This window comes from Paracoccus ravus, assembly GCF_004522175.1.
In the GTDB taxonomy this organism is placed as follows: domain Bacteria; phylum Pseudomonadota; class Alphaproteobacteria; order Rhodobacterales; family Rhodobacteraceae; genus Paracoccus; species Paracoccus ravus.
This window is the reverse complement of sequence record NZ_SDEB01000001.1, coordinates 337,081-347,924: the sequence shown is the minus strand read 5'-3', so window position 1 is coordinate 347,924 and position 10,844 is coordinate 337,081. Positions and strand designations below refer to the sequence as shown.

Sequence of the window (10,844 nt, the reverse complement as noted above, 5' to 3'; positions counted from 1 at the left end):
TGGCTATGGACTTACAACAACGAGCGCCCCAACATGGGCATCGGCGGCATCACACCCGCCCAGAAACTGAAAATGGCTGCCTGAGGTCTACTTCTGCGCCCCGTTAAAACGGGGAGGATTACCGCCCCTTTTCATTTCGGACATTCCCGCTAATTTCGCCGCAGAAAGAACAGGGGGATGCGATGCGCGTTGTTTCGGTCGGGGAATGCATGGTCGAGTTGTCGGGCGCCGGAGAGGGGCTTTGGCGGCAGGCTTTTGCCGGGGACACGTTCAACACGGCCTGGTATCTGCGCGCCCTGATGCCTGGTGATGCCAGGGTCGATTATCTGACCTGCGTCGGGCAGGACGCGATTTCCGTGGCGATGCTCGATTTCATCGAAAAGGCGGGCATCGGCACGGGCTGCATCACCCGGCATCCGACCCGCGCGCCGGGGCTCTATATGATCGACCTCAAGGATGGCGAGCGCAGCTTCACCTATTGGCGCGACAGCAGCGCCGCGCGCTGCCTTGCCGATGACATCGACCATCTCGCGCACTGTTTCCACGATGCCGACCTGATCTATTTTTCGGGGATCACGCTGGCGATCCTGACGCCGGACCGCCGCCAGACGCTGCTTGCTGCACTGAAGGCCGCGCCGGGCAAGGTCGCCTTCGACAGCAACATGCGCCTGCGCCTGTGGTCGGGCCGTGACGAGATGTGCGAATGGATCATGAAAGGCGCTGCGGTGGCCGATATCGCTTTGCCGAGCTTTGACGAAGAGGCCCAATATTTCCGCGACGAGACCCCGCGTCAGACTGCCGAACGCTACCTGCAGGCGGGTGTCAGCGAGATTTTGGTCAAGAATGGCGGCGATGACATGCTGGGTCGCAGCCCGGATGGCGAATGGCTGGATCTGCCCTGCGGCGCGCGCATCACCCCGGTCGATACGACCGGCGCAGGCGACAGCTTCAATGGCGGATACCTGTCGGCGCGTCTGGCTGGCCTTGGAATGCTTGCCGCGGTCGCGCGTGGCCATGCCACCGCCAGCCGTGTCATCCAGAATCCCGGCGCGCTGATCGCGCATGATCTGCTCTAGCCTCAGCGTATACATTGCAGCTTCACGCTAGGCTGGACTGTCCTTTAAGCCTTGGTTCAACAAAAAGCTTGATCGGTTATCGGCTTCCTGCCAGCCTCGCCCCCAATGGATACCTTTGGGAGGAGGGATTGCATGGCCTCGGTGACTATCCGCGAGGTAAGGAAATCCTACGGCGCGGTCGAGGTGATGCATGGCGTCTCGGTCGATATCGACGAAGGCGAGTTCGTCGTTCTGGTCGGCCCTTCGGGCTGCGGCAAATCCACGCTTCTGCGGATGTTGGCCGGGCTTGAGCATATCACATCCGGCGAGATCCTGATTGGCGAAAATGTCGTGAACGACCTGCCGCCCAAGGATCGGGACATCGCCATGGTGTTCCAGAACTACGCGCTTTACCCGCATCTGACCGTGGCCGAGAATATGGGTTTCTCGTTGAAGCTCAAGGGCACCGCGCGGGGCGAGATCGAGGAAAAGGTCAAGCCCGCCGCCGAGATCCTTGGCCTCGGGCATCTTCTGGACCGCTATCCGCGCCAGCTTTCGGGCGGTCAACGCCAGCGTGTCGCCATGGGCAGGGCAATCGTGCGTGATCCGCAGGTGTTTTTGTTCGACGAGCCGCTGTCCAATCTTGATGCCAAGCTGCGCGTCTCGATGCGGACCGAGATCAAGAACCTGCATAACCGGCTGAAGACCACGACCGTCTATGTGACCCATGACCAGATCGAGGCCATGACCATGGCCGACAAGATCGTTGTCATGCATGACGGCCGCGTGGAACAGATCGGCGCGCCGCTCGAACTCTACGACAGCCCCGCGAACCTGTTCGTCGCTGGCTTTATCGGCAGCCCCGCCATGAACATGATCCCCGGCCGCGCCGAGGGTGGCAACTTCATCGCGGGCGACGGACAGCGCCTGCCCATCCCCCGCGCGCCCGAAGGCCGCAAGCTGATCTATGGGGTTCGCCCCGAGGCGATCACTCTGGGCGGCGACATTCCCTTGACGATCGAGGTCACCGAACCCACCGGAGCGGAAACCTATGTCGCGGGCAGGCTGGGCGGCGAAGCCGTCACCTGCGTCTTCCGCGACCGGGTGACCGCCCGGCCGGGCGAGGTGATCCATGTCGCAATCGACGCCAGCGCGGTTCACCTGTTCGACGCCGATAGCGGGGTGCGCCTGACGGATTGACGAGAATCCCGCGCCTTTCCGGGCGCGGGCATAACGGGCCGGGAACGGCCGCATTGCACTTTGGGAGGAGTTAAGCAATGTCCATCGACCGCAGAAAGCTCTTGCAGGGCGGCGCCGCCATCGCGGCGGGTGCCGCGTTGACCGGCCCCTTTGCCCGACCCGCCTTGGCGCAATCTGGCGCCATGATGTTCACCCCCGAAGAGGGCGCGAGCCTGCGCCTGCTGCGCTGGGTGCCCTTCGTCAAGGCCGAGGAAGAGGCCTGGAACGCCAATACCGCCGCCTTCACCAAGGCGACCGGTATCGAGGTTCGTATCGATCAGGAAAGCTGGGAGGATGTCCGCCCGAAAGCCGCCGTCGCCGCCAATGTGGGTTCCGGCCCCGACATGGTGATGAGCTGGTTCGACGACCCCTTCCAATATCCTGACAAGCTGGTCGACGTGACCGATCTCTGCACCATGCTGGGCGAGAAGAATGGCGGCTGGTACGACGGTCTGCGCGGCTATGGCGAAAAGGACGGGAAGTTCATCTCGACGCCGCTTTGCGCCATCGGCAACGCCATCTGCTACCGCGAAAGCCATATGAAGGCCGCAGGCTTCGACGAGTTTCCCAAGGACACCGAGGGTTTCCTCGCGCTTTGCACCGCGATGAAGGAAAAGGGCACGCCCGCAGGCTTCCCCTTTGGCAAGGCGGTGGGCGACGGCAATAACTTTGCGCATTGGCTGCTGTGGTCCCATGGCGGTCAGACCGTCAACGAGGCGGGCGAGGTCGCGATCAACAGCCCCGAGACCGTCGCCGCGATCGAATATGCCAAGAAGCTTTACGCCGTCTTCGTGCCGGGCACCGAAAGCTGGCTCGACATCAACAACAACCGCGCCTTCCTGGCCGGGGATATCTCTCTGACGGCCAATGGCGTGTCGCTTTACTATGCCGCGATGAAGGACGAGGCCACCAAGGCGCTTGGCGAGGACATCCGGACCTCGAACCTGCCGATCGGCCCGGTCGGCAAGTCGGTGGAATTGCACCAGACCTCGACCATCTCGATCTTCAGCCATTGCAAGTTCCCGAATGCGGCCAAGGCCTATCTGGAATTCATGTATGCGCCCGAGCAGATGAATGCCTGGCTGACCGGCGCAAGCGCCTATTGCTGCCAGGCGCTGAAAGGCTTTGCGGACAACCCGGTCTGGACCTCGAACCCGATCCACGCGCCCTATGCCAAGGCGTCCGAGTCGCTGCGTCCGAACGGCTTTGCCGGGCCTCTGGGGCCGGCATCTGCGGGCGTGATGGCAGATTATGTCCTTGTGGACATGTTCGCCGAGGCGGTGACCGGCCAGCGCTCGACCGAAGAGGCCATCGCCAATGCCGAGCGCCGCATCGCGCGCTATTACCGCTGAGTGCATCGGGGCGCCTTCGGGCGCCCCTTCCTTCGATAAGAGGAGCAGCACATGCCCCCCGTGCCTGAACCGCGCGCCTCGTTCTGGCGGCGCTTTACCGAAAGCCGCAATGGCCTTGGCCTGCTGTTCATGCTGCCGGCGGCGGCGTTTCTGCTGTGCTTCCTGACCTATCCTCTGGGCCTTGGCGTCTGGCTGGGCTTCACCGATGCCCGCATCGGGCGGGCCGGGCAGTGGATCGGGCTCGAGAATTACCAATGGCTGATGGATGACCCGGTCTTCTGGCTCTCGGTCTTCAATACGCTGTTCTACACGGTTCTGGCCTCGGTCCTGAAATTCGGGCTGGGCCTGTGGCTTGCGCTTCTTCTGAACCGGCATCTGCCCTGCAAGAATTTCTTCCGCGCGATCATCCTGCTGCCCTGGGTTGTGCCGACGGTTCTGTCGGCCTTGGCCTTCTGGTGGATCTTTGACAGCCAGTTTTCAATCATCTCATGGGTGCTCTTGAAATGGGGCATCATCAGCCAGCCGATCAACTTCCTTGGCGATCCGTGGAATGCGCGGCTGTCGGTGATGGCGGCCAATGTCTGGCGCGGGATTCCGTTTGTCGCGATCTCGCTGCTGGCGGGGCTGCAGACCATTCCGCAATCGCTGAACGAGGCCGCGGCCATCGACGGCGCGACCTCGTGGCAGCGCTTCCGCCGGGTGACTCTTCCGCTGCTGACGCCGATCATCGCGGTGGTGATGACTTTTTCGGTCCTGTTCACCTTCACCGATTTCCAACTGATCTATGTGCTGACCCGAGGCGGGCCGGTCAATGCGACCCATCTGATGGCGACGCTTTCGTTCCAGCGCGCGATTCCGGGCGGCCAATTGGGTGAGGGGGCGGCCATTGCGGTCGCGATGATCCCCTTCCTGCTGGCGGCGATCCTATTCAGCTTCTTCGGCCTTCAGCGCCGCAAATGGCAGCAGGGAGCAGATTGATGGCCGATACCGTCACCGACGATCACGAGGGCTTGGACCAGTTCGAAAGCCGGGGCCGCCGGATCTTTCTGGTCTGGCTGCCGCTGGCCTGCTTCATCTTCGTGCTGCTCTTCCCGTTCTACTGGATGGCGATCACGGCGGTGAAGCCGAACGCGCAGCTGACCGATTATCAGAACCACAGCCCGTTCTGGGTGGTCGGCCCGACGCTTGAGCACATGAAATACCTGCTGTTCGAGACGAGCTATCCGGGCTGGCTGTGGAACACGCTGGTGGTCGCAGTCTGCTCGACCTTCCTTTCGCTCGCGGCCTCGGTCTTTGCCGCCTATGCGATCGAGAGGCTGCGGTTCCGCGGCGCGCGGGTCACGGGGCTTCTGATCTTTCTGGCCTATCTGGTGCCGCCCTCGATCCTGTTCATCCCGCTTTCGGTGATCGTCTTCCAGATCGGGATTTTTGACAGCAAGCTGGCGCTGATCCTGACCTATCCGACCTTCCTGATCCCCTTCTGCACATGGCTCTTGATGGGCTATTTCCGCTCGATCCCCTATGAGCTTGAGGAATCGGCGCTGGTCGATGGCGCGACGCGCTGGCAGATCCTGACCAAGGTCGTGCTGCCCTTGGCGGTGCCGGGGCTGATTTCGGCGGGGATCTTTGCCTTCACGCTCAGCTGGAACGAGTTCATCTACGCGCTGACCTTCATCTCAAGCTCCGAGAACAAGACCATTCCCGTTGGCGTGCTGACGGAACTGGTGCGGGGCGATATCTATGAATGGGGCGCGCTGATGAGCGGGGCGCTTTTGGGATCGCTGCCGGTGGTGATCCTCTATTCCTTCTTCGTGGACTATTATGTGTCCTCGATGACGGGTGCGGTGAAAGAATAGGGGGCTCTGCCCCCGTCCTTCGGACTCCCCCGGGATATTTGTCCAAGAAAGAAGCCGGGCGGTCTGCGCGCCCGGCTCTGTCGTCAATAGGTGGCGCGGCCGCCGGAAATGTCGAAGACCGCTCCGGTCGAGAAGGCGCAGTCCTCGGATGCGAGCCATGCGACAAGCGCGGCGGCCTCGGAGGGCTCAAGGAAGCGGTTCATCGGGATTTTCGACAGCATGTAGTCGATATGCTGCTGGGTCATCTGGTCGAAAATCGGGGTGCGGGCGGCGGCGGGGGTGATCGCGTTGACCAGCACGCCGGTCCCGGCCAGTTCCTTGCCCAAGGATTTCGTCAGCGCGATCAGCCCGGCCTTCGAGGCCGAGTAATGCGCGGCATTCGGGTTGCCCTCTTTGGCCGCGATCGAGGCCACATTGACGATCCGGCCATAGCCGCGCGCGATCATGCCGGGGACAAGGGCGCGGCAGGCGACATAGGGGGCGTTCAGGTTGACTTCGATCACCTGCCGCCAGACCGAGGGTTCAAGTTCCCATGTCTTGCCATTGCCGCCGGTGATGCCGGCATTGTTCACGAGGATATCGACGGGTCCGGCGGCCTTTGCGGCGGCTTCGATCTCGGCATCGACGCTCAACTCGACCTGTTGGCTGGAGGCGGCTTCGCCCAGCGAGGCGGCGGCCTTTTCGGCACTCGTGCCGTCACGGTCCCAGATGATGACACGCGCGCCGCTTGCGATGAAGCGCTGCGCCACGGCATAACCGATGCCCTGCGCGCCTCCGGTAATGACCGCGAGGCGGCCGTTCAGGTCGATCTTATTCATTCGCTTACTCCCTCCTCCTCAGGGGTCGCTCAGGCCAGTCCGCTGCTTCCCAATGAGCGGCGGAGCAGCGCGAGCTGCTGCTTGTCGGCCCGGTCGCGATGGGCGCTGTGCCTTTCGCGGGTCAGGGCGCGATCACCCAGTTTCAGCGCCTCAAGGACGGCACGATGTTCGGCATTCGAGTCCTCGGGCAGGGGGCGCAGGGGCAGGATCATCATCCGCGCGCGATATTGCTGCGCCCAGAATGCGTTCAACGCCGTCTGCAGCCGCTGATTGCCGCAAAGCGCCACCACCTCGGAATGGAATTCGTCATCGAGATCGGACCAGCGGGCGATGTCGCCATTGGCGGTCGCCGTTTCCATATCCTCGACCATGCGATCGAGCAGGCGGGCCTGTTCAGGCGAGAGGCCACGCTCGGCGCTCAGCTCAAAGGCGCGGATCTCGAGCGCCGAGAAGACATCGAGAATATTCGCGAAATCCTGAAGAGACAGGGCCTTGACCGTGACACCGTGGCGGGGACGGACCTCGACCAGGCCTTCTTCCTCGAGCTTGATCACGGCCTCACGGACGGGGGTGCGCGACAGGGCCAGCAGCGCCGCGAGTTCGGTTTCGAGCAATGTCGTTCCGGGCGCGAGCCGGCCCGTCAGGATGCGATACCGCAGATCGTGATAGGCGCGCTCGCGCGCCGCCATCTCGGTCAGGCCCTGCAGGCTGGGGACGGAGCGCGAGGAACGCGCCTTGCCGCGCCGTCCCGAAGTCACCTCACCCTGAGGCATGGCCGCTATCGCGGATATGCGCGCGGATGATCGAGGGGAAATCCGGATCTGCGGTAAATCCCGCAGCCAAGGCCAGGTCCGGAGCGAAATCGCGAGGCCAGCCGGCGACAATCTCGCGGATGGTTTCATCCGGGACGCGCTTCACGCGGGCCAGGGCCTCGTCACCCGCGACTTCGCGCAGGGCGTCGAGCACCTCGGCGATGGTCAGGCTCAGGCCCGGCATGTTCAGGCAGCGCCGCGTGCCCAACTGTGCGGTGTCCATCGTGGCCGCATGCAGAAGGAAGCCGATCGCGGCATCGGGACTGGCAAACCAGTGGCGCACGTCGTCCTCGACCGGCAACTCGGCCTCGAGGCCCGCCAGAGGTTCACGGATGATTCCCGAGAAGAAGCCCGAGGCCGCCTTGTTCGGCTTGCCGGGGCGCACCACGATGGTCGGCAGGCGGATGCCCACGCCGTCGAAGAAGCCCTTGCGGCTGTAATCGTTCAGAAGCAGCTCGCCGATCATCTTCTGCGCGCCGTAGCTGGTCATCGGTGCGGTCAGGAAGGTGTCGGTGATCTTTTCCTCGAAGGGGGCGCCGAAGACGGCGATGGACGAGGTATAGACCACGCGCGGATGGTAGTCCGGTCCCTGCGCGCGGATCGCCTCGAAGAGGTGACGCGTGCCGTCCATGTTGATGGCATAGCCCTTGTCGAAATCGGCCTCGGCCTCGCCCGAGACGATGGCGGCGAGGTGGAAGATCACATCGGGGCGGTGGGCGACCAGCGAATCGACCGTGGCGCGGTCCGAGATGTCGCCGGACAGATTGGTGACGGCGACCTGCGCGGTCGAGGCCAGATCGGCCGGAGCCACGTCGAACGCCGCCAGTGCATCCACGCGATGCCCGTCCAATGTTCCAGTCTTCAGGATGGTTTCGGCAAGGCGGCGGCCAATCATGCCTGCGGCGCCGATGATCAACAGCTTCATCTCCGACCTCTCCTCCCCAGTATCGGTCGGCTTATGTATACATTGGCGCGGGAAGCCGCGCTAGTGTGTTGATGGGCCCGGCCGCGATGGCAGCCGGGCCCTAGGGATCACTTGCCCCAGCGCAGCGCGACCGGGTCGAGCGGGCGCACGAGGTCCATCAGCATGGCGCGGGTCGCCGGGTGCAGCGCCGGGATCGGGTGGCGGCTGAACTCGGACTTGATGACGCCGCCCTCGACCATCACCGCCTTGGCCGACAGGAAACCGCATTGGCGGTTCTCGTGGTTCACGGCGGGCAGGATGCGGGCATAGGCGGCGGTCGCGGCGGCGCGGTCGCCCGCCTTCCAATGCGTCAGGACCGGCTTGATCTGGTCGGGGATCATGGCCGAGGTCATGGTGCCGGTCGCGCCCGCGTCCAGATCGGCGAGCAAGGTGATGGCTTCCTCGCCGTCGAAGGGACCCTCGATCGCGTCGCCGCCTTCGGCGATCAGTGCGCGCAGCTTGTTCGCGGCGCGGGGGCATTCGATCTTGAAGAGCTTCACCATCTCGATCTCGCGGGCCATGCGGACCAGCAGCGGTACCGGCAGATCGACACCTGAAAGCGGCGCGTCCTGGATCATGATCGGTATGCCGACATCACCGACGCGGGCGAATTGTTCGAAGGTCTGCTCGGCAGTGCCCTTCAGAAGTGCGCCGTGATAGGGCGGCATCATCATGACCATGGCCGCGCCAAGGTCTTTCGCCAGTTGCGCGCGCTCGACCACGATCGGGGTCGAATAATGGCTGATCGTCACGATGACCGGCACGCGGCCTGCGACATGCTCCAGCGAGATGCGGGTCAGTTCCTCGCGCTCGGCATCCGAGATCAGGAATTGCTCCGAAAAATTCGCGAGAATGCAGATGCCGTCGACGCCCTGATCGATCATGCAGTCCAGAATGCGACGCATGCCGACATAATCGACCGAGCCGTCATCGTTGAAAGAAACCGGCGCAACAGGCCAGATGCCCTCGTATTTAGCCATGATGGCCTCCTGAAAAACTCGGGCCGGATGGTATACCATTTGACCGCAGGTGCAAGCCGACCCCTTTTCCCCGTAGCTGGTCTGGTATACCAAGTTCGCAAGGGAATGCTGGGAGAGGGAGGCGTGCCATGCAAAACACCAAAGCAAACAAACGCTTCCGGTCGCAGCAGTGGTTCGATGATCCCAACAACCCCGGCATGACGGCATTGACGCCCAGAGATGTTCTGACATGGGAGGCGTCTGAAAACGCCATCATCGTGCATGCGGCCGTCGGCGGTTCGACCAATGCCCCGCCGCATCTTCAGGCCATCGCACCTCATGCGGGCGGCGCTCCGGCTGTCATGGACGAACTGAAAAGGGCCGGTCTCCTGCAGGAAAAGGCAATGACCGTCACCGGGCAGAGGATGGGCCAGAACCTGATCGGCTGGGAAAGTCAGGATCAGAGCGTGATCCGCAGCTATGACAAGTCCCAGCGCGAGAATGCGGGCTTCATCGTCCTCAGCGGCAACCTGTTCGACAGCGCCCCGATGAAGACCAGCGTGATCTCGGCCGATTTCCGGCAGCGCTTCCAGTCCGAGCCGGGCAATGAAGGCGTCCAGGATGCCCCCGCCATCGTCTTTGAAGGCCCCGAGGATTACCACGAACGGATCATTGATCCGCCGCTGGCGAACGACGATCAATCTATCCCTTTCATCCGCAATGTCGGCTGCGTCGGCTATCCCGGCAGCGCCGAGGTGGTGAATATGCAGCCGCCGGAGGCGCTGAACGTCTCGCCGGGATCTGCTGTCGGCGGCGGCCTGGCCTATCTGAAGACGGGCGACCGCGTTCGGCTGGATCTGAGTGCGGGCCGGATGGATGCGCTGGTCGATGAGGCCGAATGGCAGGCGCGCCGCGATGCCTGTACACCTCCGCTGCGGGAATGTCAGACACCTTGGGAAGAGATCTATTGCAAAGAGGTCGGCCAGCTTGCGCAGGGCGGTTGCCTTGAGCTTGCGCGACAATCACTGACGTAATCTGAGGGAGGAGACAGACGTGAAAAACATCCTGATCACCGGTGGCGGCAGCGGCGTAGGCCGCGCGACCGCCCGCCGCTTCTTGGCCGAGGGTTGGAATGTCGGGCTGATCGGGCGGCGCGAGGATGCGCTGCATGAAACAGCCGAGGGCAATCCCAATGCCCTGATCCTGCCTTGCGACGTGACCGACGAGGCGCAGGTGGATGCGGCATTCGCGCGGGCTGTCGAGGTATGGGGGCGGCTGGACGTGCTGTTCAACAATGCCGGCGCGGTGCTGATCTCGACCCTGATCGACGAGATCCCGGTCGCCGAGTGGCGGCGCGTCACCGATGTCAACATCACCGGCATGTTCCTTTCCGCCCGCGCTGCATTCCGGCAGATGCGCAATCAGGACCCGATGGGGGGCCGGATCATCAACAATGGCTCGATCTCGGCCGATGTGCCGCGACCCGGCTCGGTACCCTATACCGTCTCGAAACATGCGGTCACCGGGCTGACCCGGACGCTGTCGCTGGACGGGCGTCCCTTTAACATCGCCTGCGGGCAGGTGGATATCGGCAATGCGCTGACCAACATGGCCGAGGCCATGACCAAGGGCGTGCCGCAGGCCGACGGGTCGGTCAGGGTCGAGCCGGTGATCGATGTCTCGACAGTGGCCGAGTCGGTCTGGCACATGGCGAATTTGCCGGATGGCGCAAATATCCAGTGGCTGACCGTGATGGCGACGAACATGCCCTATATCGGGCGCGGATAAG

The 10,844-nt window shown here is 63.3% G+C and carries 11 protein-coding genes; 7 read left to right on the top strand and 4 right to left on the bottom strand.

What is annotated here, in order from left to right; translation table 11 throughout:
* Positions 1–182: 182 nt before the first annotated feature.
* The 5 genes from ESZ60_RS01820 to ESZ60_RS01800 all read left to right on the top strand — a co-directional run bounded on the left by ESZ60_RS01820 (position 183) and on the right by ESZ60_RS01800 (position 5,502).
* Complete coding sequence (locus tag ESZ60_RS01820) at positions 183–1,076, top strand: sugar kinase (RefSeq protein WP_134678687.1); 894 nt, start codon at positions 183–185, stop codon at positions 1,074–1,076.
* Positions 1,077–1,208: 132 nt separating this feature from the next.
* Positions 1,209–2,255 carry an ABC transporter ATP-binding protein gene (locus tag ESZ60_RS01815; RefSeq protein ID WP_134678686.1) on the top strand — a complete coding sequence of 349 codons (1,047 nt, stop codon included), beginning with the start codon at positions 1,209–1,211 and terminating at the stop codon, positions 2,253–2,255.
* A gap of 77 nt (positions 2,256–2,332) precedes the next feature.
* A complete protein-coding gene (locus ESZ60_RS01810) occupies positions 2,333–3,646 on the top strand; it encodes an ABC transporter substrate-binding protein (protein ID WP_134678685.1) in 1,314 nt (437 codons plus the stop codon).
* A 51-nt stretch (positions 3,647–3,697) separates the two neighbouring features.
* Entirely contained in the window at positions 3,698–4,624 is a 927-nt protein-coding gene (locus ESZ60_RS01805; RefSeq protein ID WP_134678684.1) for a carbohydrate ABC transporter permease, read from the top strand.
* Positions 4,624–5,502, top strand: coding sequence for a carbohydrate ABC transporter permease (locus tag ESZ60_RS01800; protein ID WP_209021219.1), 879 nt, complete (start codon positions 4,624–4,626; stop codon positions 5,500–5,502). The genes ESZ60_RS01805 and ESZ60_RS01800 overlap by 1 nt, the downstream gene beginning before the upstream one ends.
* An 83-nt stretch (positions 5,503–5,585) precedes the next feature.
* Here ESZ60_RS01800 and ESZ60_RS01795 read toward each other — a convergent pair whose 3' ends face one another.
* The 4 genes from ESZ60_RS01795 to ESZ60_RS01780 form a co-directional block, all read right to left on the bottom strand.
* The gene (locus ESZ60_RS01795; protein WP_134678682.1) at positions 5,586–6,320 is read right to left on the bottom strand and encodes an SDR family oxidoreductase; all 735 of its coding nucleotides are present in this window, start codon (positions 6,318–6,320) and stop codon (positions 5,586–5,588) included.
* Between the two features lie 29 nt (positions 6,321–6,349).
* Positions 6,350–7,093 carry a GntR family transcriptional regulator gene (locus ESZ60_RS01790; protein WP_209021218.1) on the bottom strand — a complete coding sequence of 248 codons (744 nt, stop codon included), beginning with the start codon at positions 7,091–7,093 and terminating at the stop codon, positions 6,350–6,352.
* Positions 7,080–8,057: a D-erythronate dehydrogenase gene (gene denD, locus ESZ60_RS01785; RefSeq protein WP_134678681.1), complete on the bottom strand. Its 978-nt coding sequence runs from the start codon at positions 8,055–8,057 to the stop codon at positions 7,080–7,082. The genes ESZ60_RS01790 and denD overlap by 14 nt, the downstream gene beginning before the upstream one ends.
* 107 nt (positions 8,058–8,164) lie before the next feature.
* A complete protein-coding gene (locus tag ESZ60_RS01780) occupies positions 8,165–9,076 on the bottom strand; it encodes a dihydrodipicolinate synthase family protein (RefSeq protein WP_134678680.1) in 912 nt (303 codons plus the stop codon).
* A 128-nt stretch (positions 9,077–9,204) separates the two neighbouring features.
* On the opposite strand from ESZ60_RS01780, the gene ESZ60_RS01775 reads away from it, so the two are divergent.
* Positions 9,205–10,089: a dihydroxy-acid dehydratase domain-containing protein gene (locus ESZ60_RS01775; RefSeq protein WP_134678679.1), complete on the top strand. Its 885-nt coding sequence runs from the start codon at positions 9,205–9,207 to the stop codon at positions 10,087–10,089.
* 19 nt (positions 10,090–10,108) lie between these two features.
* Positions 10,109–10,843 carry an SDR family oxidoreductase gene (locus ESZ60_RS01770; protein ID WP_134678678.1) on the top strand — a complete coding sequence of 245 codons (735 nt, stop codon included), beginning with the start codon at positions 10,109–10,111 and terminating at the stop codon, positions 10,841–10,843.
* Position 10,844 lies beyond the last annotated feature (1 nt).

Coding starts and splice junctions, on each gene's coding strand:
- ESZ60_RS01820 (WP_134678687.1), top strand. CDS start 183: ATGCGCGTTGTTTCGGTCGGGGAATGCATGGTCGAGTTGTCGGGCGCC.
- ESZ60_RS01815 (WP_134678686.1), top strand. CDS start 1,209: ATGGCCTCGGTGACTATCCGCGAGGTAAGGAAATCCTACGGCGCGGTC.
- ESZ60_RS01810 (WP_134678685.1), top strand. CDS start 2,333: ATGTCCATCGACCGCAGAAAGCTCTTGCAGGGCGGCGCCGCCATCGCG.
- ESZ60_RS01805 (WP_134678684.1), top strand. CDS start 3,698: ATGCCCCCCGTGCCTGAACCGCGCGCCTCGTTCTGGCGGCGCTTTACC.
- ESZ60_RS01800 (WP_209021219.1), top strand. CDS start 4,624: ATGGCCGATACCGTCACCGACGATCACGAGGGCTTGGACCAGTTCGAA.
- ESZ60_RS01795 (WP_134678682.1), bottom strand. CDS start 6,320: ATGAATAAGATCGACCTGAACGGCCGCCTCGCGGTCATTACCGGAGGC.
- ESZ60_RS01790 (WP_209021218.1), bottom strand. CDS start 7,093: ATGCCTCAGGGTGAGGTGACTTCGGGACGGCGCGGCAAGGCGCGTTCC.
- denD (WP_134678681.1), bottom strand. CDS start 8,057: ATGAAGCTGTTGATCATCGGCGCCGCAGGCATGATTGGCCGCCGCCTT.
- ESZ60_RS01780 (WP_134678680.1), bottom strand. CDS start 9,076: ATGGCTAAATACGAGGGCATCTGGCCTGTTGCGCCGGTTTCTTTCAAC.
- ESZ60_RS01775 (WP_134678679.1), top strand. CDS start 9,205: ATGCAAAACACCAAAGCAAACAAACGCTTCCGGTCGCAGCAGTGGTTC.